This is a genomic window from Streptomyces sp. 13-12-16 (genome assembly GCF_002114215.1).
Taxonomy (GTDB): Bacteria; Actinomycetota; Actinomycetes; order Streptomycetales; family Streptomycetaceae; genus Streptomyces.
In genome coordinates this window covers 9,192-33,809 of record NZ_NCTE01000414.1, presented here as the reverse complement: position 1 = coordinate 33,809, position 24,618 = coordinate 9,192, and the positions used below count along the sequence as shown (strand labels likewise).

General features: G+C 70.9%; 22 protein-coding genes. 13 read left to right on the top strand and 9 right to left on the bottom strand.

The window, feature by feature from the left end; genetic code table 11:
* Nucleotides 1–158: 158 nt before the first annotated feature.
* Nucleotides 159–1,922 carry an aspartate--tRNA ligase gene (aspS, locus tag B7767_RS16950; protein ID WP_085572923.1) on the bottom strand — a complete coding sequence of 588 codons (1,764 nt, stop codon included), beginning with the start codon at nucleotides 1,920–1,922 and terminating at the stop codon, nucleotides 159–161.
* A 146-nt stretch (nucleotides 1,923–2,068) separates the two neighbouring features.
* On the opposite strand from aspS, the gene B7767_RS16945 reads away from it, so the two are divergent.
* Nucleotides 2,069–4,219, top strand: coding sequence for a SpoIIE family protein phosphatase (locus tag B7767_RS16945; RefSeq protein ID WP_085572922.1), 2,151 nt, complete (start codon nucleotides 2,069–2,071; stop codon nucleotides 4,217–4,219).
* Nucleotides 4,220–4,244: 25 nt separating this feature from the next.
* Here the strand turns inward: B7767_RS16945 and B7767_RS16940 are convergent, their stop codons facing one another.
* The 3 genes from B7767_RS16940 to B7767_RS16930 form a co-directional block, all read right to left on the bottom strand.
* Nucleotides 4,245–4,865 carry a hypothetical protein gene (locus B7767_RS16940; protein ID WP_085572921.1) on the bottom strand — a complete coding sequence of 207 codons (621 nt, stop codon included), beginning with the start codon at nucleotides 4,863–4,865 and terminating at the stop codon, nucleotides 4,245–4,247.
* 90 nt (nucleotides 4,866–4,955) lie between these two features.
* On the bottom strand, nucleotides 4,956–5,948 hold the full coding sequence (locus tag B7767_RS16935; RefSeq protein WP_085572920.1) for a pirin family protein: 993 nt from the start codon (nucleotides 5,946–5,948) through the stop codon (nucleotides 4,956–4,958).
* A gap of 115 nt (nucleotides 5,949–6,063) precedes the next feature.
* Nucleotides 6,064–6,528 (bottom strand): SseB family protein, encoded by a 465-nt coding sequence (locus tag B7767_RS16930; RefSeq protein ID WP_030856883.1) that lies wholly within the window; start codon nucleotides 6,526–6,528, stop codon nucleotides 6,064–6,066.
* Nucleotides 6,529–6,700: 172 nt separating this feature from the next.
* On the opposite strand from B7767_RS16930, the gene B7767_RS16925 reads away from it, so the two are divergent.
* From B7767_RS16925 to B7767_RS16895, 7 genes are all read left to right on the top strand, one after another.
* Nucleotides 6,701–8,527: an acyl-CoA dehydrogenase gene (locus tag B7767_RS16925; protein ID WP_085572919.1), complete on the top strand. Its 1,827-nt coding sequence runs from the start codon at nucleotides 6,701–6,703 to the stop codon at nucleotides 8,525–8,527.
* A gap of 128 nt (nucleotides 8,528–8,655) precedes the next feature.
* On the top strand, nucleotides 8,656–9,954 hold the full coding sequence (locus B7767_RS16920; RefSeq protein WP_085572918.1) for a M18 family aminopeptidase: 1,299 nt from the start codon (nucleotides 8,656–8,658) through the stop codon (nucleotides 9,952–9,954).
* Nucleotides 9,955–10,042: 88 nt separating this feature from the next.
* Nucleotides 10,043–10,294, top strand: a complete 252-nt coding sequence (locus tag B7767_RS16915; RefSeq protein WP_085572917.1) for a DUF6458 family protein — start codon at nucleotides 10,043–10,045, stop codon at nucleotides 10,292–10,294.
* 96 nt (nucleotides 10,295–10,390) lie between these two features.
* Complete coding sequence (locus B7767_RS16910; RefSeq protein ID WP_085572916.1) at nucleotides 10,391–10,732, top strand: hypothetical protein; 342 nt, start codon at nucleotides 10,391–10,393, stop codon at nucleotides 10,730–10,732.
* A 317-nt stretch (nucleotides 10,733–11,049) separates the two neighbouring features.
* On the top strand, nucleotides 11,050–11,670 hold the full coding sequence (locus tag B7767_RS16905; protein ID WP_085572915.1) for a hypothetical protein: 621 nt from the start codon (nucleotides 11,050–11,052) through the stop codon (nucleotides 11,668–11,670).
* Nucleotides 11,671–11,903: 233 nt separating this feature from the next.
* Nucleotides 11,904–14,231, top strand: coding sequence for a hypothetical protein (locus B7767_RS16900; protein WP_085572914.1), 2,328 nt, complete (start codon nucleotides 11,904–11,906; stop codon nucleotides 14,229–14,231).
* A gap of 274 nt (nucleotides 14,232–14,505) precedes the next feature.
* Nucleotides 14,506–15,213 (top strand): hypothetical protein, encoded by a 708-nt coding sequence (locus B7767_RS16895; RefSeq protein ID WP_256923472.1) that lies wholly within the window; start codon nucleotides 14,506–14,508, stop codon nucleotides 15,211–15,213.
* Nucleotides 15,214–15,229: 16 nt separating this feature from the next.
* Here B7767_RS16895 and B7767_RS16890 read toward each other — a convergent pair whose 3' ends face one another.
* The gene (locus B7767_RS16890) at nucleotides 15,230–15,622 is read right to left on the bottom strand and encodes a cupin domain-containing protein (RefSeq protein WP_085572913.1); all 393 of its coding nucleotides are present in this window, start codon (nucleotides 15,620–15,622) and stop codon (nucleotides 15,230–15,232) included.
* A gap of 51 nt (nucleotides 15,623–15,673) precedes the next feature.
* Here B7767_RS16890 and B7767_RS16885 point away from each other — a divergent pair, with 51 nt between their 5' ends.
* Nucleotides 15,674–16,678, top strand: coding sequence for a GlxA family transcriptional regulator (locus tag B7767_RS16885; protein ID WP_085572912.1), 1,005 nt, complete (start codon nucleotides 15,674–15,676; stop codon nucleotides 16,676–16,678).
* Complete coding sequence (locus B7767_RS16880; RefSeq protein ID WP_085572911.1) at nucleotides 16,675–17,172, top strand: LURP-one-related/scramblase family protein; 498 nt, start codon at nucleotides 16,675–16,677, stop codon at nucleotides 17,170–17,172. Before B7767_RS16885 ends, B7767_RS16880 begins: the two co-directional genes overlap by 4 nt.
* Before the next feature lie 217 nt (nucleotides 17,173–17,389).
* Here the strand turns inward: B7767_RS16880 and B7767_RS16875 are convergent, their stop codons facing one another.
* Nucleotides 17,390–18,190 (bottom strand): carbon-nitrogen family hydrolase, encoded by an 801-nt coding sequence (locus tag B7767_RS16875; protein ID WP_085572910.1) that lies wholly within the window; start codon nucleotides 18,188–18,190, stop codon nucleotides 17,390–17,392.
* A 219-nt stretch (nucleotides 18,191–18,409) separates the two neighbouring features.
* Here B7767_RS16875 and B7767_RS16870 point away from each other — a divergent pair, with 219 nt between their 5' ends.
* Nucleotides 18,410–19,234, top strand: coding sequence for a maleylpyruvate isomerase family mycothiol-dependent enzyme (locus tag B7767_RS16870; RefSeq protein ID WP_085572909.1), 825 nt, complete (start codon nucleotides 18,410–18,412; stop codon nucleotides 19,232–19,234).
* A gap of 305 nt (nucleotides 19,235–19,539) precedes the next feature.
* Here B7767_RS16870 and B7767_RS16865 read toward each other — a convergent pair whose 3' ends face one another.
* Entirely contained in the window at nucleotides 19,540–20,832 is a 1,293-nt protein-coding gene (locus B7767_RS16865; RefSeq protein WP_085572908.1) for a nitrate/nitrite transporter, read from the bottom strand.
* Complete coding sequence (locus B7767_RS16860; protein WP_085572907.1) at nucleotides 20,829–21,485, bottom strand: GntR family transcriptional regulator; 657 nt, start codon at nucleotides 21,483–21,485, stop codon at nucleotides 20,829–20,831. Before B7767_RS16860 ends, B7767_RS16865 begins: the two co-directional genes overlap by 4 nt.
* A 218-nt stretch (nucleotides 21,486–21,703) precedes the next feature.
* Between B7767_RS16860 and B7767_RS16855 the strand changes: the two genes are divergently transcribed.
* Complete coding sequence (locus tag B7767_RS16855) at nucleotides 21,704–22,603, top strand: D-alanyl-D-alanine carboxypeptidase family protein (RefSeq protein ID WP_085572906.1); 900 nt, start codon at nucleotides 21,704–21,706, stop codon at nucleotides 22,601–22,603.
* Nucleotides 22,604–22,780: 177 nt separating this feature from the next.
* Here B7767_RS16855 and B7767_RS16850 read toward each other — a convergent pair whose 3' ends face one another.
* Entirely contained in the window at nucleotides 22,781–23,437 is a 657-nt protein-coding gene (locus B7767_RS16850; RefSeq protein ID WP_256923471.1) for an HAD-IA family hydrolase, read from the bottom strand.
* Nucleotides 23,438–23,725: 288 nt separating this feature from the next.
* Here B7767_RS16850 and B7767_RS16845 point away from each other — a divergent pair.
* Nucleotides 23,726–24,618: Bro-N domain-containing protein (locus B7767_RS16845; protein WP_085572924.1), on the top strand; the 893-nt coding region annotated here is incomplete at its 3' end.

The window sequence follows — 24,618 nt, the reverse complement described above, 5'->3', positions numbered from 1 at the left end:
CCGGCACCGGACGCCGGCTCCTCGACGCGGTCGCGGGCAACCGCCGGGCCCGGCGCGTACGGAGCCGGCTGGGCCGACGGCCCTGACCCCGCCCGGCCGCGCGCACGGCGAAGGGCCCGGAACCGGCACCGGTTCCGGGCCCTTCGCCGTGGCCGGGGTTACTTCGGCTGAGGCTTGCGCACCGTCAGGTGCAGCTCCTTCAGGCGGGCCTCCTCCAGCTCCGTCGGCGCGCCCATCATCAGGTCCTGGGCGTTGCCGTTGAGCGGGAAGGCGATGGTCTCGCGGATGTTGGGCTCGTCGGCGAGGAGCATGACGATGCGGTCCACGCCGGGCGCGATGCCGCCGTGCGGCGGGGCGCCGAAGCGGAACGCGCGGAGCATGCCGGCGAACTTCTCCTCGACCGTCTCGCGGTCGTAGCCCGCGATCTCGAACGCCTTGAGCATGATCTCCGGCTCGTGGTTCCGGATCGCGCCCGAGGACAGCTCGACGCCGTTGCAGACGATGTCGTACTGCCAGCCGAGGATGTCCAGCGGGTCCTGGGTCTCCAGGGCCTCCAGGCCGCCCTGCGGCATCGAGAACGGGTTGTGCGAGAAGTCGATCGCGCCGGTCTCCTCGTCCTTCTCGTACATCGGGAAGTCGACGATCCAGCAGAAGCGGAAGACGTTCTCCTCGAACTGGCCGGCGCGCTTGGCGGCCTCGACCCGCACCGCGCCCATGATCTTGGAGACCTCGTCGAACTCGCCCGCGCCGAAGAACACCGCGTGGCCGGGGGCCAGGGAGAGCCGCTTGGTCAGCTCCGCGACGTTCTCCTCGGTGAGGAACTTCGCGATCGGACCGCTCAGCGTGCCGTCCTCGCCGACGCGCACCCACGCCAGGCCCTTCGCGCCCTGGGAGACCGCGTAGTCACCGAGCTGGTCGAAGAACTTGCGGGGCTGCCCGGACACGTCCGGCACCGGCAGGGCACGGACGTGCTTGCCCGCGAAGGCCTTGAACTCCGAGCCCTCGAAGATGTCGGTGATGTCGACGAGCTCCAGCTTGGCGCGCAGGTCCGGCTTGTCGGAGCCGTACTTCAGCATCGCCTCGCGGAACGGGATCCGCGGGAACGGGGACGTCACGTGACGGCCGTTGCCGAACTCCTCGAACAGCTCGGTCATGAGCTTCTCGATCGGCTGGAAGACGTCCTCCTGCTCGACGAAGCTCATCTCCACGTCGAGCTGGTAGAACTCGCCCGGCGAGCGGTCCGCGCGGGCGTCCTCGTCACGGAAGCAGGGCGCGATCTGGAAGTACCGGTCGAAGCCGGAGATCATCAGCAGCTGCTTGAACTGCTGCGGCGCCTGCGGCAGCGCGTAGAACCTGCCGGGGTTCAGCCGGGACGGGACCACGAAGTCACGGGCGCCCTCCGGGGAGGTGGCGCTCAGGATCGGCGTCGCCATCTCGTTGAAGCCCAGCGCGGTCATCTTGTGGCGGATCGCCGAGATGACCTGCGTGCGCAGCATGATGTTGCGGTGCATGCGCTCGCGGCGCAGGTCCAGGAAGCGGTACTCCAGGCGCCGCTCCTCGTTGACGCCGTCCTCGGCGTTGATCGTGAAGGGGAGCGGGGCGGCGGCGCCCAGCACCTCGACCACGGAGACCTCGACCTCGACCTCACCGGTCGGCAGCTCGGGGTTGATGTTCTCCGCGCCGCGCGAGACGACCTTGCCGTCGACGCGGACCACGGTCTCCTTGGAGAGCTTGTCCAGCGCGTCGTACGCCTCGGTGCCCGGCCGGGCCACGAGCTGCGTGATGCCGTGGTGATCGCGCAGATCGATGAAGAGGATGCCGCCCAGGTCGCGCCGATTGTGCAGCCAGCCACTCAGCCGGACGTCGGTGCCGACGTCAGAGGCGCGGAGCTCGCCGCAGGTGTGGGACCTGTACCGATGCATCGTCGTTCATCCAGCCTTCGCGGATCGGGGTCGTCGTTTCACGTGAAACTCCCCCCAAGCCTACCGGCCGGGCCGAGATCGCTTCTCCGTCATGACCGGGCCGGGCGCAGTGGCAGTTTTCGACACCCTCTCCATAAAGTGGTGCAATGCGCACTGGTGAGCCCCTGCCCGCCCTGGGGGACGTCCTCGCCGCCCTCGACACCGGCCTGTGGCACTGGGACACCGCGGCCGGGCTGGTCACGGTCGACGCCGTGGCGGCGCGGCTGCTCGGACTCCCCGCCGAACAGGTCACCCTCACGGAGGCCCAGATCCGGTCCCGGCTGCACCCCGTCGACTGGAACGAGATCACCGGAGTGGTCCAGCTCGCCGTCGCCGAGGGCACCCTCGCCGAGGTACGCGTCCGGATCATGGACGACCAGAAGCGGGTCGTCCGGGTGGTGCGCAGCCGCTCCAAGCCCTCCTTCGACCGGGCCCGCAAGGCGTACGTCCTGACCGGCAGCCTCCAGGAGGTCACCGAGCCCACCCCGGGCACACCCGCCGGGCGCAGCGCGGTCACCGGCGACTGGCGGCGCTCCCGCGAGGCGTTCCTGCTGGACGCGGGCCGGGCGCTGGCGGAGGCGCGGTCGACGCAGGAGGTGCTGCGGGTCGCGGCCAACCTGTCGATGCCGGGATTCTCACCGGACGGACTGGCCGTGTTCGGCGTCGAGGGCGACCGGCTCAGGATCATCGGCCACCACGGCCAGGACCCCGACGACGACCGGCCGTTCACCTACATGCCGCTGGACACGGACTACCCGGCCGCCGAGGTGGTGCGCACGGGCCGCGCGGTCTACCTCTCCTCCCCGGAGCAGTACAAGGCCCGCTACCCGCTCACCTGGCCGCTCGCCCAGCGCTTCGGCCGCCAGTCCTGGGCCTTCCTGCCGCTGACCGCGTCCGGCCGCACGATGGGCGCCTGGCTGGCGGCCTTCGCCTACCCGGTCGCGTTCACCCCCGACGAGCGTTCCGTGCTGACCACGGTCGCCCGGATGCTGGCCCAGGCGCTGTCCCGCGCGGGCACGGCCGAGAACCAGCGGGAACTGAGCGAGGGCCTGCAGCGCACGATGCTGCCCGAGCTGGGGCCGGGCATCCCCGGCATGAGCATCTCCGCCCGCTACATCCCCACCGGCGGCGGGCTCCAAGTAGGTGGCGACTGGTACGACGTCATCCCGCTGCCCGGGGGCACCTCCCGGACGAAGTCCGGGGGAGGACGGTTCGCGATGGTCATCGGGGACGTCCAGGGCCATGACGTACGGGCGGCCGGGCTGATGGGCCAGTTGCGGATAGCCCTGCGGGCCTACTCCTCCGAGGGGCACCGCCCCGACGCCGTGCTCTCCCGCGCCTCCCGCTTCCTGCACGGGATCAACGAGGCGGACCCGGTGGAGCTGCGCTTCGCGACCTGCCTGTACGTCGAGGTCGACCCGGTGACCGGAGTGCTGGAGGTGGCGCGTGCCGGCCATCCGGACCCGGTGATCCGCATGGCCGACGGGACGGTGCTGGCCCGGCCGACGGCGGGCGGGCTGCCGCTGGGCATCGACCCGGACGCCGACTACCCCACCACCCGGCTCGTCCTGGAGTCCGGCGAGACCATGCTGATCTGCACGGACGGGTTGATCGAGACCGGCGGCCACGACCTGGAGACCGGCTGGCGGCGGCTGCGCGGCATCCTCGAGGAGCACATGGGCGACCAGGAGGAACTGGCCGACGCCCTGGTGCAGGCGGTGCACGGTCCCTCCTCCCACCACACCACCGGCCCGCTCGCCGACCGCCGCGAGGACGACATCGCCATGATGCTGCTGTCCCGGGAGGGCGAGGGCTGCGGCTGCGGCGCGGGGTCGGACACGGTGGAGCCGCCGGTCCGCCGCACGGCGCTGACGGTGGCGCAGGCCGAGCCCGAGCGGGTCTCGGTGGCCCGCCAGCAACTGCGCGAACTGCTCCACGACTGGTCCTCGCCGGACCAGGTGGACTCGGCGGTGCTGCTGCTGTCGGAGATGCTCACCAACGTCCTCGTGCACACCGACACCGACGCCCTGCTGCTCGCCGAGGTCACCGGCGGCGGCGACGGCCGCCGGATGCGCGTCGAGGTCACCGACGCCGGCGACGACCTGCCGCACATGCGCCGGCCGGGCGAGCTGGCGTCCTCCGGACGCGGCCTGGTCCTGATCGAACTCCTCGCCCACACCTGGGGCGTCGACCCCCGCGGCAGGGGAAAGAGCATCTGGTTCGAGCTGTACGAGAAGGACGGAGCCGGTCCGCGTTGAACGACCGGGCCGCGCCGAACTCCGCTCACCCCGCGAGGGGATTGCCGTGCCCGGGCAGCCGACCGCCCGGCGGCACGTACCGCAGCCGTCCGTCCGGCTCGGTCACCGGTGTGAACCCGGCGGCCCGCAGACGAGCGGCGTACTTCTCCCTGAACCGTCGGTTGACGGCGACTCCGGCCGGCAGGAGGGCCATCAGCGCGGCCCAGACGAGGGCGGCGTGGACCACGGTCATGCCGCCCTCGCCGGACACGAGGCCGACGGGCAGGGCGAGCCCCACGGCGGCGATGGCGGAGAGCAGGATCCGCTGCTTGTCGGTGTACATGGTGGTCATGTCGAACGTGATGCGGGCCTTGAGCAGCTCGACCTCCTCGGGCGCGAGGCGCGGCAGCTCACCGCCGTCGGCGGCCCTCGGGTACCGCGCCCGGTTCCGTGCGGCTCGCTCCCGGGCCTCGGGAGTGGGGTCGGGCACGATCACGATCAGGTACTGCTTGTCCCGCTGCCGTACGTCCGCGTACGCGTATCCGAACTTCTGGGCCATGGCGGCCAGCCGGGCGAGCTTCGTCGTGGTCGGCATGGCGCCGGTGACCCGTAGGGGTTCCCCGCTCTCCATCTGCCGCAGCATCTTCCGTACCCGGCGCTCACCCATCGGTGCCCGTCCTCTCTTCAGCCACCCGGCCGTGTACGGACATCGTCGTGTCCGTACACGGCCGGGATCACTGCCGGACGCGGGCAGTCTTCAGGCGCCGTCGTTGCCGACCGCCGGCCCGCCCTCCGACATGCCGTGCACCGCCGGAACCGTTCCGAGCCGGCCCTTCTGGAAGTCCTCGAAGGCCTGCTGGAGCTCGTCGCGGGTGTTCATCACGAACGGGCCGTAGTGGGCCATCGGCTCCCGGATGGGCCGGCCGCCGAGCAGGACGACCTCCAGGTCCGGGGTGCGGGAGTCCTGCTTCTCGTCCGCGCGGACGGTCAGCGAGGAACCCGCGCCGAAGACGGCCGTCTGGCCGACGTGGACCGGGCGGCGCTCGGCGCCGGCCGCGCCCCGGCCCGCGAGGACGTACGCGAGACCGTTGAAGTCCTCGCGCCACGGCAGGGTGATCTCCGCGCCCGGCGCCAGCGTCGCGTGCACCATCGTGATCGGCGTGTGCGTGATGCCCGGACCCTCGTGGCCGTCCAGCTCACCGGCGATGACGCGCAGCAGCGCGCCGCCGTCGGGGGAGGTGAGGAGCTGGACGCTGCCGCCCCGGATGTCCTGGTAGCGCGGCGCCATCATCTTGTCCTTGGCGGGGAGGTTCACCCAGAGCTGGAGCCCGTGGAAGAGCCCGCCGGACATGACGAGCTGCTCCGGCGGTGCCTCGATGTGGAGCAGACCGCTGCCGGCCGTCATCCACTGGGTGTCGCCGTTGGTGATGGTGCCGCCACCGCCGTTGGAGTCCTGGTGGTCGAAGATCCCGTCGATGATGTAGGTGACGGTCTCGAAGCCGCGGTGCGGGTGCCAGGGCGTGCCCTTCGGCTCTCCGGGCGCGTACTCCACCTCACCCATCTGGTCCATCATGATGAACGGGTCGAGATGGCGGTAGTTGATCCCGGCGAACGCCCGGCGCACCGGGAAGCCCTCGCCCTCGAAACCGCTCGGCGCGGTCGTGACGGTGAGTACGGGGCGTGCCACGGCGTCGGCCGGCGCGGTCACTCGGGGCAGCGTCAACGGGTTCTCGACGGTCACTGCAGGCATGTCGGTACCTCCTCGGGTACGCCCACTTTAGTTGAGCGTTGAACTTCTTGCCACCCCGAACGAAGAAAGCCCGGAGGACATTCCCTCCGGGCCCGGTGTGCAGGAGTGGCAGGGGTCAGCCGTACATACGACGCATCGCGAACTCGACCATCTGCTCCACGGCCTTCGCGTCGAACACCATCCGGTGCTCGCCCTCCATGTCGAGCACGAAGCCGTACCCCGTGGGCAGCAGGTCGATCACCTCGGCACCGGTGATCACGAAGTACTTGGACTCCTTGCCCGCGTACCGCCGCAGCTCCTTCAGCGAGGTGAACATCGGGATCACCGGCTGCTGGGTGTTGTGCAGGGCGAGGAATCCGGGGTTGTCGCCGCGCGGACAGTAGACCTTGGAGGTGGCGAAGACCTGCTGGAAGTCCTCGGCCGCCATCTGCCCGGTGGTGAACGCGCGCACCGCGTCGGCGAGCGACGGCGCGGACGGCTCCGGATACAGCGGCGCCTGCTGCCCGTACCCGCCCTGCATCTGCTGCTGCGGCGGGACGTAACCCTGCTGTGCCCCTGCGCTCTGGTCGTAGCCGTACATGTCGCACAGACTACTGATCCGGCGGGAGGGCTGGGTCACAGATGTCCGGATCGGGGTTGCTTCTTATTACCGACGGGTAGCATCATCGTAGCTACTTGCCGGTACGTGAAACACGTGAATCAGTTGCGAGGAGTCAGTGCCTCGCCGATACCTCTTCAACGGAGCCGTCGCCATGGGGCACTACAAGTCGAATCTCCGCGACATCGAGTTCAACCTCTTCGAGGTGCTCGGACGCGACAAGCTGTACGGCACGGGTCCGTTCGACGAGATGGACGTCGACACCGCGAAGAGCATCCTCGAGGAGCTGACCCGGCTCGCGGAGAACGAGCTGGCCGAGTCCTTCACGGACGCCGACCGCAACCCGCCGGTCTTCGACCCGGAGACCAGCACCGCGCCGGTCCCGGCGTCCTTCAAGAAGAGCTACCAGGCCTTCATGGACTCCGAGTACTGGCGCCTGGGCCTGCCCGAGGGCATCGGCGGCACCACGGCTCCCCCGTCGCTGATCTGGGCGTACGCGGAGCTGATCCTGGGCGCCAACCCGGCCGTGTGGATGTACTCCTCCGGCCCGGCCTTCGCCGGGATCCTGCACGACGAGGGCAACGAGACGCAGAAGAGGATCGCGCGGATCGCCGTCGAGAAGCAGTGGGGCTCCACCATGGTCCTCACCGAGCCGGACGCCGGCTCGGACGTGGGCGCCGGCCGCACCAAGGCCGTGCAGCAGGAGGACGGCTCCTGGCACATCGAGGGCGTGAAGCGGTTCATCACCTCCGGTGAGCACGACATGTCGGAGAACATCCTCCACTACGTGCTCGCGCGTCCCGAGGGCGCCGGACCCGGCACCAAGGGCCTGTCCCTCTTCCTCGTCCCGAAGTACGAGTTCGACTTCGAGACCGGCGAGCTGGGCGAGCGCAACGGCGTCTACGCCACCAACGTCGAGCACAAGATGGGCCTGAAGGCCTCCAACACCTGCGAGATGACCTTCGGTGACCGACACCCCGCCAAGGGCTGGCTGATCGGCGACAAGCACGACGGCATCCGCCAGATGTTCCGCATCATCGAGTTCGCCCGCATGATGGTCGGCACGAAGGCGATCTCCACGCTGTCGACGGGCTACCTCAACGCGCTGGAGTACGCCAAGGAGCGCGTCCAGGGCCCCGACCTGGCCAACTTCATGGACAAGTCCGCGCCCAAGGTCACCATCACCCACCACCCCGACGTGCGCCGCTCGCTGATGACGCAGAAGGCGTACGCGGAGGGCATGCGCGCGCTGGTGCTGTACACGGCGTCGGTGCAGGACACGATCGCGGTGAAGGAGGCGGCGGGCGAGGACACGAAGTCCGAGCACGCCCTCAACGACCTGCTGCTGCCGATCGTCAAGGGCTACGGCTCCGAGAAGGGCTACGAGCAGCTCGCCCAGTCGCTGCAGACCTTCGGCGGCTCCGGCTTCCTCCAGGAGTACCCGATCGAGCAGTACATCCGGGACTCCAAGATCGACACCCTGTACGAGGGCACCACCGCGATCCAGGGCCAGGACTTCTTCTTCCGGAAGATCGTCCGCAACCAGGGCGCGGCGCTGAACTCGCTGGCCGAGGACATCAAGAAGTTCCTGGCGCTCGGCGAGGGCGGCGAGGAGCTCGGCGCGGCCCGCGAGCACCTGGCCAAGGCGGCCGTCGAGCTGGAGGCCATCGTCGGTCTGATGCTCACCGACCTGGCGGCCACCGAGCAGGACGTCAAGAACATCTACAAGGTGGGCCTGAACACCACCCGCCTGCTGATGGCGTCCGGTGACGTGATCGTCGGCTACCTGCTCCTGCGCGGTGCCGCGATCGCCGCCGAGAAGCTGCCGACGGCCTCCGCCAAGGACGTCGCCTTCTACACCGGCAAGATCGCCGCGGCGAAGTTCTTCGCGGCCAACGTCCTGCCCGGCGTCACCCTGGCCCGCAAGGTCGCCGAGGGCGTCGAGCTGGACCTGATGGAACTGGACGAGGCGGCCTTCTAGCCTCTTCCGGGACCTCCCGGGACCCTCCCGGACCTCCCCGGACAGACCCCACGAGATCCAGCCGGACCCTGCCCGAGGGCCCGCTCCCGCACAGGGAAGCGGGCCCTCCCGCTCGTTAAGGTGAACCCATGAGCGAACCCCCCCGCTTCGATCGCGGCCACACCGACGACCTGATGTCCTTCCTGGCGGCGAGCCCCACGCCGTACCACGCCGTGGCGAACGCCGCCGAGCGGCTGGAGAAGGCGGGCTTCCGGCAGGTCGCGGAGACGGACGCCTGGGACGGGTCGGCAGGCGGCAAGTACGTGCTGCGCGGCGGCGCGATCATCGCCTGGTACGTCCCCGAGGGCGCAGGCGCGCACACCCCCTTCCGGATCGTCGGCGCCCACACCGACTCCCCCAACCTGCGCGTCAAGCCCCGGCCCGACAGCGGGGCGCACGGCTGGCGCCAGGTCGCCGTGGAGATCTACGGCGGTCCGCTGCTCAACTCCTGGCTCGACCGCGACCTGGGCCTGGCCGGCCGGCTCTCCCTGCGCGACGGCTCCACCCGGCTGGTCAACGTCGACCGCCCCCTGCTGCGGGTCCCCCAGCTCGCCATCCACCTGGACCGCTCGGTCAACGCCGACGGCCTCAAGCTCGACAAGCAGCGGCACATGCAGCCGGTGTGGGGTACGGGCGACGACGTCCGCGACGGCGACCTGATCGCCTTCCTGGAGGAGGCCGCCGGGCTCCCGTCCGGCGAGGTCACCGGCTGGGACCTGATGGTGCACTCCGTCGAAGCGCCCGCCTACCTGGGCCGCGACCGCGAGCTGGTGGCCGGCCCGCGCATGGACAACCTGCTCTCGGTGCACGCCGGCACGGCCGCGCTGGCCGCCGTGGCCGGCCGGGGCTCCGGCCTCCCCTGCATCCCCGTGCTCGCCGCCTTCGACCACGAGGAGAACGGCTCCCAGTCCGACACCGGCGCGGACGGCCCGCTGCTCGGCGGCGTCCTGGAGCGTTCGGTGTTCGCGCGCGGAGGATCGTACGAGGACCGGGCCCGCGCCTTCGCCGGCACCGTCTGCCTCTCCTCCGACACCGGTCACGCCGTCCACCCCAACTACGCGGAGCGGCACGACCCGACGCACCACCCGCGCGTCGACGGCGGCCCCATCCTCAAGGTCAACGTCAACAACCGCTACGCCACGGACGGTTCCGGCCGGGCGGTCTTCGCGGCGGCCTGTGAGAAGGCGGACGTCCCGTTCCAGTCCTTCGTCTCCAACAACGCGATGCCGTGCGGCACCACCATCGGCCCGATCACCGCCGCCCGGCACGGCATCAGGACCGTCGACATCGGCGTGGCCATCCTGTCGATGCACAGCGCCCGCGAACTGTGCGGCGCGAAGGACCCGTTCCTGCTCGCGAACGCGCTGGTGGCGTTCCTCGACGGCTAGTCAACTGTCCGGTGTCCGGCGGCGCATGGGTGCCGCCCGCCCGGGTACCCGGTCCGGACCGGAAACACCGGACAGGGAGGCGACACTCATGGGCCTCGGCGGATGCATCATCCTCATCGCCGTGGGAGCAATCCTCACATTCGCGACCGACTGGGACATGCAGGGTGTCAACCTTGACCTGGTCGGCGTCATCTTCATGATCGTCGGTCTGATCGGCGTCGCGACGTTCAGCAGCATCGCCCGGCGCAGGCGGGTCGTGGTACCCCCCACCACCCCGGTCGTCGACGACACCACCCGCCCCCGCACCCGCGACGGCTACAGCGACGGCTACGGGGTGTAGGGCCACCGGGGCCCGCACCCCGGGCCGTCCGCCCGGGGAGGGCTTTCAGGGAAACACCCACTCATCTCTGCAAGTAACTCAGTAATGTACTGAGTTATGGACTTCACCGTTATCGCGCACGCCGTAGAGGTGGACCACGGCATCAAGCGGCTCTCGATGCGCTTCATCAAGAAGTACGCGGCGCCGGAGCGGCAGCGGCTGAGCACCGAGCTCTGCGAGGAGATCTCGAAGGAACTCGACAAGCTCGGGCTCATCACGCTGCCCCGGCGGCTGCCCACGTCCGAGAACGCGTTCGTGTTCGTGATCGAGAAGGACAGCGCCCTCGGCCAGACCGTGACCGTCGCGTCAGCTCTTGCCACCCTCGATAGGCTCGGCCAGAACCCGCTCCCCTGGCTTTTCGACAACTACTCCGAAGTGCGCGCCCAATTGACCCCCTGACACCTGGACTGGATCATTTCTGACCGATACGAATCCAAGTTCGACCAGGTGTCGGAATCGGCTTGGTAAGGCTCTCTCGGATCAGTAGTTTTATCGGCGCGCGAAGCGAGGCGCCTGCAACGCGCGAGCACCGCCGTTGCAGCGGAGGCTCCCCGACATCCTTTGCTACGCAATGGAGTTGAGCCTTGAACGCTTCCGAGAAGTACTCTGTCGCCCCCGCCGCCGGCGGCGGGACGGAACATACACCCCACATATTCGCGAAAGCGAATAACCTACCCCGAAGCGTCTATGTCGTCGCCCTGTCCGGCGGCCTGGACATGGCCGTCGCCGGTTTGCTCCAGATGTCGTACGAGGCTCTGGAGTCGAAGGAACCGGTCAGTACGTGGGACGAGTTCCGCGAGGAGCTGTACGCGGACCCCGCGCTGAACGTCAGACGCGGCGACACACTGCGCGCGAGGAAACTCGCGGCCGGCCAGGGCAGGCCGCGCCTCACGTCGGTCCAGCGCGGCCCGAACCGGGCGGAGCAGTGGGGTTACCGGCATGTCCTGAGGCGCGGACTGAAGGTCATCGCCCGGCTGCCCGGGACCATGGCCGGCACCGCCCGCGGAGCCGGGACGAGTACCGCCGCGACGACCGCGGCCCTCCTCGAAGCGCTGTCGTCCCGCCACCGCGAGGACGGCTCGGCCGCCCTGGCGCTCATCCGCACCCACACGGGCGTCATCCACTGGTACGAGCTCACCCCCCGTCCGGCCCCGGCGGCCCCGGACCCGGTCCAGGGCCCGCCGTACGCCCTGGCCGCAGCGGGCGGCCTGCTGGAGGCCGCCGAGTTCGTCGCGTACTGCGCGTACCAGCACCACGCCCGGTTCCACAACCGCCGGTTCCTGTGGGAGTGGTTTCCCGAGCTGCTCCCGGACGCCCTGCCTCCCCTCCGGATCTGACGCCCGCCGCATCCGACGAGCACCACCGGCCGGGCACCGGGCCGGCGGCCGGGGATCCCTCCGGTCGCCGGCCTCGACCGCCCGCTGCCGGAGCTCCTTCCGGTCGCCGGCCTCGACCGCCCGCTGCCCGAGATCCCTCCAGGCGCCTGCCCGCGCCGTCCGCCCCTGTCGCTTCCCGTCCCCTGACCCCGTCGGCCTGCCCTGCCCGTTCCCGCGTTCCGGAGGACCCGCCCATGCCCGTTCACGCCCCCCGCTCCTTCACCGTGCAGTGGGGTTCCGAATCCGTACTGGTGTCCAACGTCGAGCCCGAGCTGCCGGTCGCGACCGCGGGCGCGGACCTCGCGAAGGTGGTCGAGGCGGGCCGGGCCAACCCGGTGACGCTGCTGCCGGAAGCCGCCTGGCAGGCCGTCGCCCGCGCCACGACCAGCCCCGACGGCGTCGCGGTACAGCTGCGGCCCACCGCCGCCGAGCCCGCCGGACTGCTGATGGTGGAGAACGTCGACGGCGCGACCCTGCACTCGGTCGTCACCCGCGTCCACCTCAGCGAGATGCTGCCCGGCATCCAGCCCCGTACCGGGATGGAGGTCATGGAGATCCCGGACCCCCAGGTCCAGGGGCTCACGGACGCCGGCCGGCCCTGCGCCATCGTGCGCTACCGATACCAGGACCCCACCCACCTGCGGAACCACGTGTGGCAGACCATCCACGGCACTCTGTCGCTCAACAGCTATGCCCCCTCCATCCTGGCCCGCAAGGTCACCCGCAACCTCATCGCGCACCCCGTCGAGATCACCTTCGAGGACGGCACCGAGTCCTTCCACGGCCTCGTCGTACGGGACGGCATCACCCGGCTCGCGAGCGCCTGGGCCGTCCTCGCCGGGCCGGACGCCGACGCGGCGGAGACCGCCGGGCTCGCGGTGGACTCCCTCTTCGGCAAGAACGCCGCCGTACCGGCGGCACAGGGCGGCGGCCCGCTCGGGCAGCGCCTCGCCGCGAGCCGGGAGAAGTGGCGCCGGACGCTCCGGGAGGAGTTCGCCCGGGGCATCGCCGAGCAGCAGCCCGGGACGCGCACCGCCCAGATCGCCCAGACCTCCGTCCTCCCGGCCCAGATCGCCGTCGGGGCGGAGGGGCACCCCGGGCACCTGCTGGCCGCCGAGGACATCTTCGACGACGCGATCCGCTCCGTACTGGCCTCGGTACACGTCGAGTTCAAGCAGTGGGACACCGCCGCCCAGAACGTCGAGGTCGCCACGCGCGCCCTCAAGCGCGTGATCCAGCTCGGTGACTCCCTGGTACCCAAGGACGATCTCCAGACCGTCTACGGTCTGGCCGTCGGCCGCATCCCCGTGGAGGAGCTGCCGAGGGTGTTCGCCGGCGACACGGGCTCCGAGCCCCCCGGCACCGCCCTGTGGCGCAGCGTCTACCTGGTGCACGCCCTGACCCGGCCGGAGCTGCTGGAGCCCCTGAAGGACCAGGCCAAGGCCATCAAGGGCGGTAAGCGCATGGGTCTGAAGGGGTTCGCGGAACTGCTCGGTCCGCTGATCGACCTGCCGTGGCGCTCGCACAAGAAGCACGTCACCACCCAGGCGCGCAACGCCTGGAACAACGGCGGTGTCCTGACCTCCGACGTCATCCAGGAGTGGGAGCCCCGCCCCACGGACGACTTCACGAGCCTGGTGAAGCCCGCCCTGGCCGGTGACACCGACGCGCGCTGCACCCTGGCCGTGGCCGGAGGCGTGGCGCTGATCGCCGACAAGCTCCTCACCCGGAACGTCGGTTCGGCCCTCATGGCCGCCAAGGAGAAGGGCGGCGTCCCGTTCCGCGCCGACGTCAACCAGGTCGTCGAGGACCTGTCCCAGCAGCACAACGAGCTGGGACTGTGGACCCTCGCGCTGGCCGCGAACCGGTTCCGCAGCGACGCCCTGCCGGAGAACGCCGTGACGATGCGCCAGCTCATCCACAAGCAGAAGACGGAGGGCGATCCCGGCACGCCGTACGTGCACTTCAAGACCGACCTGGACAGCCCCGACCGGATCGAGCGCGACTCCGACGGGGTGCCCGTGACGCTGTACCAGTGGGACGTCGTCTGGGCCTCGAACCCGGAACGCGCCCTCAAGGCGCACCCCCCGAAGGCACCCCTCGTCCCGCGCCCGCCGGGCCCGCCGACCGGATCGGCGCCGGAGGCCGCCGGAGGCGGCTCCCCGGAAGCCGACGGGAGTACGGCGGACGGGACCCGCGACGACACGGACCCCGGCACGGGCGCCCCGTCCCCGGACCCGGGCGGGCCGCACGCGGCGCACCTGCCCGCCAGCCAGCGTGCCGTCGCACACCGGCAGGTCCTGCGGCAGAGCATCACGGACGCCCGGGACTCCCTCGACCGGCTGCTCCTCCTCGAACCGGAGGTCGGCAACCACACCCCCGTCGTCCCGGTGAACGTCCTGGACGAGCTTCACACGCTGCTCATCGGCCTGCAGACGGACGTGGAGAACCTGCGCCGGAGGGCCACCCGGGAGGAGCCGGTGGCGGAGGACGAGGAGGCCCCGGAGGAAGTGGGGGCATGAGCTCCCGCCACGCCCGGTCCATGCCCGCGAGGACCGGGAGATGCCGGTCCTCGCCCGTCGCGGCGGGCCCGGCCGTCCCTGCCGAACCGTGCCGGCGAAGGTGATGCCCTCGCCGGTGGCGAGGTCCGGCCGCCCTCGCCGGTCGGCTCGGGGGCGCGGGCGCGGGCGCGTCGACGGGTGGGAGCGTGGGGACGGCGTCGTTCATACTTCGAACCTGCCGGCCGGGGACGAGGGCCGGGATCGTACGCGTGCGGTGAGGGCGAGGGGGCGACGGTTGACTGCGGACGGGAACGGGACCGCCGGGGACGGGACGGCGCGGGAGTTCCGGGCGCTGCCGGGACGCACGGAGGACCGGCGGGAGGCGTTCTCCCGGTGTCTGACGGACGTGGTCCGGCTCCTCGGGCTCGATGTCCCCCCGGAGCCGGATCCCACGGACCGACGGACCTGGGAGCGCCGCGTGCGGGCCGCGTTGCGTGAAACCTGCCGCCGAGGCGTGGACCTCTCCGAGGAGTCCTTCGACGTGCTGATCGAGGCGGCCGTCCACGACCCCGATCCGAGCTTCAACCGTCAGTTCGTCGAGCCGGCGCTGAGCGCGTTCGGGCGGCGGCGCGTCCAGGCCGCGCTGCTCGGCCGCCTGCGAACGGGCACGGACCCCGAGCGGGCGGGTGCCGCGCGGGCCTGGTACTGGTCGGCCCTGCCGGTGCGGATGCCCCTCGTACGGGCGGAGGACCCCGGCGCCGCCGAGCGGGCGGAACCCGACGAGGACGCGGACATCCCGGCCGAGTGGCGGGAGGCCTCGCTGCGTGAGTTCGTGGGCAACGAGCACCTGGACGTCCGGCGCTGCCTCCTTCCCGGACTCCCCCTGTGGAAGTCGGCCCATCCGCCGGAGCTGCACGATCTGGTGGACGCGGCGGTGAGGATCGCCCGGTCCCATCCGGACGCGTACATCCGCCACCGCGTGGAACACCAGGTCGGCGGCTGACACCCCGCGCCGCCGGTCAGCCGAGCGGGTGCCCCGTCGTCGTGTCCACGTGGTCCGGAACGTCGTCGTGGCGGTCGCCGGTGGTGAGGGTGCCGGTGGGCTCGAAGAGGAGGATCGCGGTGGGGACGGGGGCGTGGGGCTTGTGCTCGGTGCCGCGGGGGACCGTGAACACGGAGCCCTTCGGCAGGACGACCGTGCGTTCGCCGGACGGCTCGCGCAGGGAGATGCGCAGTTCGCCGTCGAGGACGAGGAAGAACTCGTCGGTGTCGTCGTGCACGTGCCAGACGTGTTCGCCCTCCACCTTGGCGACGCGTACGTCGTAGTCGTTGACGGCGGTGACGATGCGGGGGCTCCACCGCTCCGTGAAGGAGGCGAGGGCCCGGTCGAGGGAGAGGGGTTCCTGTGCCATGCCCTCATCGTCGGCGGTGCGCCGGCACGGCGACAGTGCTAGAAATCGCGCATGTCGCAAGGATCCTCTCAGCCCGTGCGCACCCACCGCGTCGCCGTGATCGTCGACGAGGGCACCAACCCGTTCGAGGTCGGCGTGGCCACCGAGCTGTTCGGTCTGCCCCGGCCCGAACTGGGTCTGCCGTGCGCGCCGTACCGGGTGACGCTGTGCACGCCCACGCCGGAAGTTCCCATGAACCACGGGTTCTTCACCATGACCGGGACGGCCGGGCTGGACGCCGTGGACGACGCCGACACCCTCGTCGTACCCGGGCGGCCGGACAACGTCGTACCGCGCGGTGAGGCCGTCCTCGACGCGATCCGGAGCGCGCACGCGCGGGGCACCCGTGTCGTCGGCTTCTGCACCGGCACCTTCGCACTCGCCGAGGCGGGCCTGCTGGAAGGGCGCCGCGCCACGACGCACTGGATGTGGGTGGACTCCTTCCGGGAACTGCACCCGGACGTGCTGCTGGAGCCGGACGTGCTCTTCGTGGACGACGGGGACGTCCTCACCGCCGCGGGCAGCTCGGCCGCCCTGGACCTGGGGCTGCACCTCTGGCGCCGGGACCACGGCGCCGAGACCGCCAACGCGGTCTCCCGGCGCCTGGTGTTCGCCGCGCACCGGGACGGCGGGCAGCGCCAGTTCGTGGAACGGCCGGTTCCGCCCATGCCGGACGAGTCACTGGGGCCGTTGCTGGCGTGGGCGCAGGCACGGCTGGGCGAACCGCTGACGGTGGCGGACCTGGCGGCGCGGGCGGCGGTGAGTCCGGCGACCCTGCACCGGCGTTTCCGTGCGCAGCTCGGGGCGACGCCGCTCGCGTGGCTGACCGGGGAGCGGGTCGCGCTGGCGTGCCGGCTCATCGAGCGGGGCGAGGTGCGGCTGGACGTCGTGGCCGCGCGCAGCGGCCTGGGGACGGCGGCGAACCTGCGGGCGCGGCTGCGGCGCGAGACGGGACTCAGCCCGTCGGCCTACCGGCGGCGTTTCGGAACGCGGGGCGGGGAAGCCCTGGATCCATGAGATTCCTTGTGCGGGACCGGATCCTCGGGATCGGGGACGACTACTGGATCGAGGACGACCACGGGAACAGGGTCTTCCTCGTCGACGGCAAGGCGATGCGGCTGCGGGACACCTTCGAGCTGAAGGACACCGGGGGGCGCGTCCTCATCGACATCCGCCAGAAGATGTTCGCCCTGCGGGACACCATGGTGATCGAGCGGGACGGGAAGCCGCTGGCGACGGTCCGGCGCAAGCGGCTGTCGCTGCTGCGCAACCACTACCGGGTGGCGCTGGCGGACGGCGGCACCGAGCTGGACGTCAGCGGCCGGATCCTCGACCGGGAGTTCGCCGTCGAGTACGACGGCGAACTGCTCGCCGTGGTGTCCCGGCGGCTGCTGAGCATCCGGGACACCTACGCCGTCGACGTCGTGCGCGAGGACGCGGACCCGGCGCTGCTGATCGCGGTGGCGGTGTGCGTGATCCACCTGGCGGAGAAGGAGCGGGAGGACGACTAGGCCCGTCCGGCGGGCCGAGCCGCAGGAAGCCCGCGGCGGACGGTCGGCCCGGGCGAACGGGGCCGGTGCGTCCGGCCGCACGGCGGAGGAGGGAGCCGACGCGACGGGGCCCCTCCCGCGCGGACGGAGCCGAGCGTGGAGGAGTCGGGGACCGGCGACGACGCGACGGACGGGCGTGCCGGCCCCCGCGTCCGCGGCATGACCCGCCGGACGGGCCCTAGGGCCGGCGGCCGGGGCGGTCCAGGCCCAGGACGCGGTCCTTGAGGGCCGGGAAGCGTTCGCGGGTGCCCGCCACCGTGGCCGGGTCGAAGTCGACCGTGAGGACCTGTTCGCCTGGGCCCGCCTCCGCCAGGACCTCGCCCCACGGATCCACCACGATCGAGTGACCCGCCTGTGGAACTCCCGCGTGCGTCCCGGCCGTTCCGCACGCGAGGACGAACGCCTGGTTCTCCACCGCCCGTGCCCGGGCCAGCAGCGTCCAGTGGGACCGGCGGCGCTCCGGCCAGCCCGCCGGGACGACGAGGGTCTCGGCGCCGGCGTCGACGAGGCCGCGGAAGAGCTCGGGGAAACGGAGGTCGTAGCAGGTCGCCACACCGACGACGGTGTGCGGCAGACGGACCGTCACCAGTTCGTCGCCCGCCCCCATCAGCACGGCCTCGCCCTTGTCGAAGCCGAAGCGGTGGATCTTGCGGTAGGCGGCGGCCAGGTCACCGGAGGGGGAGAAGACGAGCGAGGTGTTGTAGAGGGTGCCGTCAGGGTCACGCTCGGGGATCGAGCCCGCGTGCAGCCACACGTCCGCGTCGCTCGCGGCCTTGGCCATCGCCTCGAAGGTCGGCCCTTCGAGGGGTTCCGCCTCACTGCCGAACCCCTCGTACGCGAACGCGCCCGTGGTCCACAGCTCCGGCAGCACGACGAGATCGGCCCCGGCCTGATCCCGTACCGTACCGGCGACCCGCAGCCGACGTGATTCGACCGATTCGTCCTCGTTCACGGCGACTTGGAGCAAGGAAGCGCGCACACTACCACCGTCCTGGCATTCGACCCGCGCACACGGGCCTACGATCGTCACACGAAAGCACTGCCGGGGTGCCTCACAGCAGCGTAACTTGGGGGCGCCCCCGGTTCGAGCGAAGCCGAGAACCGGGGGCGACCCGAGACACCCACGAAGTGCAGCCACCGCCCACTGGCACCGCCGCCACAACCTGCCCGTGTACCGACCGCCGAGGGGTCCCGTTCCGTGAGTCTGCATCCCACCCTCCAGCCCTACGCCGACGCCTGGACCCACTCCATCGAGGCGATATCCGAGCTGGTGCAGCCCCTCCCGGAGGCCGACTGGAACCGGCGGACGCCGTGCCCGGGCTGGTCGGTCCGCGATGTCGTCTCGCACGTCATCGGCCTGGACTCCGAGATGTACGGCGACCCCCGCCCCATCCACACGCTGCCGCGCGACCTGTTCCACGTCACCAACGACCACCAGCGGTACATGGAGATGCAGGTCGACGTGCGCCGCCACCACACGTCGCCGGAGATGACCTCCGAGCTGGAACTCATGATCATCCGCCGCAACCGCCAGCTGCGGAACGAGAACCGTGAGCCCGGCACCACGGTGCGCGGCCCGCTCGGCACGGAGCTGACGCTGGAGGAGTCCATGCGCCGGCACGCCTTCGCCGTGTGGGCGCACGAGCAGGACCTGCGCACGGCCCTCGGCCGCCCCGGCAACCTCGACTCCCCCGGCGCGTACATCGCCCGTGACGTGCTGCTCGCCGAGCTGCCGCGCGTGGTCGCCGAGCTGGCACAGGCACCGCGCAGCTCTGCCGTGGTGCTCGACGTCCACGGCCCGGTGGAGTTCCTCCGCACCATCCGCGTCGACATCCAGGGCCGGGGCACCCTGGAAACGGCCCCGGCCCTCGGCCCGGCCGCCACCCTCACCCTCGACTGGGAAACCTACGTCCGCCTGGCCTGCGGCCGGGTGACGGCGGAAGCGGTGACGGACAGGGTGAAGACGGAGGGCGACCTGGACCTGGCGGCGGCGATCCTCCGCCACTTCGCGGTGACGCCGTAACCGCGCATCCGCGCATCCGCGCATCCGCGGGCAATCGTGCCTCCCCCAGTGCCTCAAGGGCCTGGGAGGTACCCCCAGCGGCACGGGTGGGCGGTGGGGGCCCCCGCTCATGGGGGTCCCCCCGCTCATGGGGGTCCCCCCGCTCGAGCGAAGCCGAGAGTGGGGGAGAAGCCGAGAGTGGGGGAGAAGCCGAGAGTGGGGGAGAAGCCGAGAGTGGGGGAGAAGCCGGGAGTGGGGGAGAAGCCGGGAGTGGGGGAGGCACCCGGCAAGCGCCGGCCACGCGCCCCGCACCAGCACGGGGCGCCTTACACAGGCACGTGCACAGAGGAAACCCGGCTCGCAACGAGCCGCTCCCGCTCCGCCCGAGCCGCCCGCCTCCGCAACCGCAGGATCTGGGTGACCCCCAGAGCCTGCAGCACGAACACGGACGAGAAGGCGACGGCGTAGTCGTCCCCCGTCGCGTCCAGCAGCACCCCGACCGCGAACAACGTCGCCATGGTGGCCACGAAGCCCCCCATGTTCGTGATCCCCGACGCCGTCCCCTGCCGCTCGGCCGGATTCGCCGGCCGTGCGAAGTCGAACCCGATCATCGACGCCGGCCCACAGGCCCCCAGCACCACGCACAGCACCACCAGCAGCCACATCGGCGCCGTGTCCGCCGGATAGACCAGCGTCGTGGCCCACAGCACCGCCGTCGCCCCCACCGTCCCCAGCGCCAGCGGCAGCCGCGCCCCGTGGTGCCGGGCGATGACCTGGCCGTAGACGAGCCCGAAGGCCATGTTGGACAGCACGACGAGGGTCAGCAGCTCACCGGCGGCCGCCCGCGACAGCCCCTGTGCCTCCACCAGGAACGGCATCCCCCACAGCAGCAGGAACACCATCGCCGGGAACTGGGTCGTGAAGTGCACCCACAGCCCCAGCCGCGTCCCCGGCTCCCGCCAGGAGGCGGCGATCTGACGGCGCACATAAGCCGCCCCGTGGTGCGTCACCGGCTCCGGTTCGTACCCCTCGGGATGATCCTTGAGGAAGAACAGGAGCAGCACGAACACCACGACACCGGCCGCCGCGCTCCCCGCGAACGCCGCCGTCCAGCCGATGCCGTGCAGCAGCCGCGCGAGGACCAGCGTGGAGACGAGGTTTCCCGCCATTCCGGCCAGCCCCGCCATCTGCGTGATCAGCGGCCCGCGCCGGGCCGGGAACCACCGGGTGCCCAGCCGCAGCACGCTGATGAACGTCATCGCGTCACCACAGCCGAGCAGTGCCCGCGAGGCGAGCGCCATGCCGTAGGACGGTGAGAACGCGAAGCCGAGCTGTCCGGCCGTGAACAGCACCACGCCCATGCCCAGCACCTTCTTGGTGCCGAGCCGGTCGACCAGCAGCCCGACGGGTATCTGCATGCCCGCGTAGACCAGCAACTGGAGGATGGAGAAGGTGGACAGGGCGGAGGCGCCCACGTCGAAGCGGTCGGCGGCGTCCAGGCCGGCCACACCCAGTGACGTACGGAAGATGACGGCGACGAAGTAGACCGAGACGCCGATCCCCCACACCGCGAGGGCGCGCCGTCCGCCGGGAGGATCCCCGGGCAGCGTGCCGCTCATCGCACCTCGCCCCTGGCCAGGTGGGAGAACCAGCCGACGTGCCGGTGGACGACCCCGACGGCCGCCTCCGCGTCGCCGGAGCGCAGCGCCCGGAGGATCTCCCCGTGCTCGGCGAGGGTCTTGGCGATCCGGTCGGGGTGGGAGTGCATCACGGCGACGCCCATCCGGAGCTGGCGGTCCCGGAGCTGGTCGTAGAGGCGGGAGAGGATCTCGTTGCCGCCGCTGCGGACGATCTCGGCGTGGAAACACCGGTCGGTGACGGAGGCCGCGGCGAAGTCACCGGCCGCGGCCTGCTCCTTCTGCCGGGCGAGCAGCTCCTCCAGCCGCTCGATGAGACCGGGCGGCGCGGGTACGGCCTTCCTGGCGGCGTGCTCCTCGACGAGCAGCCGGGTCTCGACGACGTCGGCGATCTCCTGCGCGGAGACGGGCAGGACGAGGGCGCCCTTCTTCGGGTAGAGCCTGAGCAGCCCTTCGGCCTGCAGCCGCAGCAGCGCCTCGCGCACGGGGGTCCGCGAGACCCCCACGGCCTCGGCCAGCTCGCCTTCGGTGAGCAGCGTCCCGCCCTCGTAACGGCGGTCCAGTACGCCCTGCTTGACGTGGGTGTAGACGCGGTCGGCGGCGGGGGGTTGCTTCACGGGGGCCATGCTGGTCATGCGGACAGGATAGATACAAGACGCACGCATGGAAGAATCCATCCACGATGCGGACTCCGACGCGGGCTCCGGCCCGGACTCGGAGAAGTCGGAAGCGGTCCCCGATCCACGCACAACCATCCGCACACGTCGCGAGTCAGACACACGCGGCCCCCTCATGGGCCGCGTCTCGACTCGGCCGCGCGGTACGGCCATTCCAGGTAATCGGGGTATTCGACTTGAAGATCGGCATTCAGGGCATCCGTATCCGCAGAGCCGCCGGCGTCGCCATGACCACCGGCGCCGTGCTCGCCTCCGGAGCCCTCTACGCTGCGCCCGCACAGGCCGCCGCCGCACCGTCCGTCGTCGCCAAGGGCGGCTATGTGATGAACAACGCGAACGGCAAGTCGCTGTACACGAAGGCGGCGGACACGCGTCGTTCGACCGGCTCGACGACGAAGATCATGACCGCGAAGGTGGTGCTGGCGCAGAAGAACCTGAACCTCGACACCAAGGTCACGATCCAGAAGGCGTACAGCGACTACATCGTGCGGAACAACGCCTCGTCGGCGCGGCTGATCGTCGGTGACAAGGTCACCGTGCGCCAGCTGCTGTACGGGCTGATGCTGCCGTCCGGCTGCGACGCGGCGTACGCGCTGGCGGACAAGTTCGGCTCGGGCACGACGCGTGCGGCCCGTGTGAAGTCGTTCATCGGCAAGATGAACTCCGAGGCGAAGAAGCTGGGCCTGAAGAACACCAACTTCGACTCCTTCGACGGCATCGGGAACGGCAAGAACTACTCGACGCCGCGCGATCTGACGAAGATCGCGAGCAGCGCGATGAAGAACTCCACGTTCCGCTCGATCGTGAAGACGAAGAAGTACACGGCGAAGACCAAGACGAAGACGGGCAGCACCCGCACGATGGCGCCGTGGACCAACACGAACACGCTGCTCAGCAGCTACAGCGGCACGATCGGCGTGAAGACCGGCTCGGGCCCTGAGGCCAAGTACTGCCTGGTCTTCGCCGCGACCCGCAACGGCAAGACCGTCATCGGCACGGTCCTCGCCTCCTCCTCCGCCACCCAGCGCGAGAAGGACGCGAAGAAGCTCCTGGGTTACGGCTTCGGCAAGATCTGACGGTACGGAGCGACGGGGGCCCGCCGGTGCCGGCGGGCCCCTTTCCGCTGCCTCGCACCACCGTCCGCACGGGCTTCCGGCGGTGGACGACTCCGGTCCCGAGACCGTGACTGGAGGTTACGGTCTCAGCGTTCCCGCAGGCAGGGAGTGGTGCCGAGAGTTGTGCCGCCGGCCCTCTCACACGTGGGCCACGGCATCGTCCTCGGCGCCGAACACGAAGCCCAGCGCCTTCCGTAGATCCGCGGGCTCGCGGTAGTGCACACCGGTCATCCCGAGTGCGGTGGCGGCCTCGACGTTCTCCAGCCGGTCGTCCACGAACAGGCACCGGCCGGCGACGGTCCCCGCCCGCCGGACCGCGATCTCGTAGATCTCCCGGTCGGGCTTGGCCACCCCCACCCGCGCACTGCTGACGACGTGGTCCGCGAGGTCCGCCAGCCCCATCGACCCGAGGTCGCGCTCCAGGTCCAGGGTCGCGTTGGTCACCAGGACGAGGGTCATGTGCCTCCTCACCCGGCGCAGCAGGGCCACCACCGCGTCATCGGCCCGGAACGGGGCATCTGCGAGCGCCGTGGCCAGCCGACGGGCGTACGCCTGCGGCACTCGGCCAAAGAGCGCCGACGCGATGGAGTCCACCCACTCCTCCGTCGTGATCCGGCCGAGCAGGAGCGGCAGGTCCACCTCAGGTGCGTAGGCCACGTCCATGGTGGTGCCCTCGGCCAGTCCCGCGGCACGCTCCAACTCGGCCAGGGGGGCCGTGTCGTAGAAGCGGATCACGTTGTCGAGGTCGCACAGCACCGCGTCGAAGGGCCTGCTGGATATACCGGTAGTGGTCACCGGCCACACCTAGCACAGCGTTCGACGACGGCGCCGGGTATGCCGCGGGCGACCTCGACGTACTCGCCGTGAGCGTCAGCGCTGTCGTGCGCGGACTTCCCGGGATCGAACCCGGCGCGGTCGGTTCGGCGGGCACCCGGCACGCACCGCATGCCGATATCCGCCCTGCACAATCCCATCGGCCGGCACGGCCGTTCCGGCCGATTTCGCTCGCAGTCGTGAACATCGTCGAACCGGCTGGCATATGCCTTCCGCCCCGCTCCACGTTCCGCAGCGGAGGTAATTCACATGAACGAACCCAGCAAACGACAGAACTCCGCCGAGCGGCACGAGGCGATCGACGTCAGCGACTTCGTCTACGCGGCGACCGGCGCCCGGGTGCGGAGGCTGACGATGCCGGACGGGACGCACTGGTTCCCGGCGGTGGACGTCTGCAAGGAACTCGGCCACACCAACTCCCGGCAGGCGCTCGCCGACCACGTTCCCGACGAGTACCGAGAGTGTATCGAGACCGTAAGCAGAGCTTACGGTCTCGGCATTCCCGCAGGCAGGGAGTGGCGTCGAGACTTGCAAGTCATCTCCCTGCAAGGTCTGATCCTCCTCGTCAACGCCTGCACCAAACCGGCCTGCGCCCCCTTCAAGCAGTGGGTCGCCGAAGTGATCGAGACCGTTCAGCGCGAGGGCTCCTACTCCCTCGACGAGGCCGAGGTGCAGTCCTCCGACCCCGGTGCCCCCATCGCCTACGCGATGCCGGAGCAGGTGGCCGATGCCATCGTCCGGCTGGAGGCGCACAACCTCCAACTGGACGAGGAGCTGGCCGACGGGCAGCGCGAATCGATCGCTTTGCAGAAGGAGACGGTGAACCTGCAGAGGGAGCTGCTGGTCACCCAACAGGCCACCCTCGCCGTTCAGCAGGCCATGGTCCGGGCGATGGAACGCATCGCGGACCGGTTCGACACCCTCGTCCTCGACCGCCGGACGCCCACGGCCCTCCGCACCGCGCGGCCCACCACCGAGTCGGTGCTGTCCGACTGGCGGCAGCGGCTGTCCGTGACGGAGGACGTGTGGGCGGTGGCCGTGGTCATCGCACCGGTGCTCGTCGAACAGGGGGAGCTGCGCGAGCCGCTGGAGTCGATCGCCGCCCGCACGGGGCTGTCCGTGCGCCGCGTCAACGAGTGCCT

Coding starts and splice junctions, on each gene's coding strand:
- aspS (WP_085572923.1), bottom strand. CDS start 1,922: ATGCATCGGTACAGGTCCCACACCTGCGGCGAGCTCCGCGCCTCTGAC.
- B7767_RS16945 (WP_085572922.1), top strand. CDS start 2,069: ATGCGCACTGGTGAGCCCCTGCCCGCCCTGGGGGACGTCCTCGCCGCC.
- B7767_RS16940 (WP_085572921.1), bottom strand. CDS start 4,865: ATGGGTGAGCGCCGGGTACGGAAGATGCTGCGGCAGATGGAGAGCGGG.
- B7767_RS16935 (WP_085572920.1), bottom strand. CDS start 5,948: ATGCCTGCAGTGACCGTCGAGAACCCGTTGACGCTGCCCCGAGTGACC.
- B7767_RS16930 (WP_030856883.1), bottom strand. CDS start 6,528: ATGTACGGCTACGACCAGAGCGCAGGGGCACAGCAGGGTTACGTCCCG.
- B7767_RS16925 (WP_085572919.1), top strand. CDS start 6,701: ATGGGGCACTACAAGTCGAATCTCCGCGACATCGAGTTCAACCTCTTC.
- B7767_RS16920 (WP_085572918.1), top strand. CDS start 8,656: ATGAGCGAACCCCCCCGCTTCGATCGCGGCCACACCGACGACCTGATG.
- B7767_RS16915 (WP_085572917.1), top strand. CDS start 10,043: ATGGGCCTCGGCGGATGCATCATCCTCATCGCCGTGGGAGCAATCCTC.
- B7767_RS16910 (WP_085572916.1), top strand. CDS start 10,391: ATGGACTTCACCGTTATCGCGCACGCCGTAGAGGTGGACCACGGCATC.
- B7767_RS16905 (WP_085572915.1), top strand. CDS start 11,050: ATGGCCGTCGCCGGTTTGCTCCAGATGTCGTACGAGGCTCTGGAGTCG.
- B7767_RS16900 (WP_085572914.1), top strand. CDS start 11,904: ATGCCCGTTCACGCCCCCCGCTCCTTCACCGTGCAGTGGGGTTCCGAA.
- B7767_RS16890 (WP_085572913.1), bottom strand. CDS start 15,622: ATGGCACAGGAACCCCTCTCCCTCGACCGGGCCCTCGCCTCCTTCACG.
- B7767_RS16885 (WP_085572912.1), top strand. CDS start 15,674: ATGTCGCAAGGATCCTCTCAGCCCGTGCGCACCCACCGCGTCGCCGTG.
- B7767_RS16880 (WP_085572911.1), top strand. CDS start 16,675: ATGAGATTCCTTGTGCGGGACCGGATCCTCGGGATCGGGGACGACTAC.
- B7767_RS16865 (WP_085572908.1), bottom strand. CDS start 20,832: ATGAGCGGCACGCTGCCCGGGGATCCTCCCGGCGGACGGCGCGCCCTC.
- B7767_RS16860 (WP_085572907.1), bottom strand. CDS start 21,485: ATGACCAGCATGGCCCCCGTGAAGCAACCCCCCGCCGCCGACCGCGTC.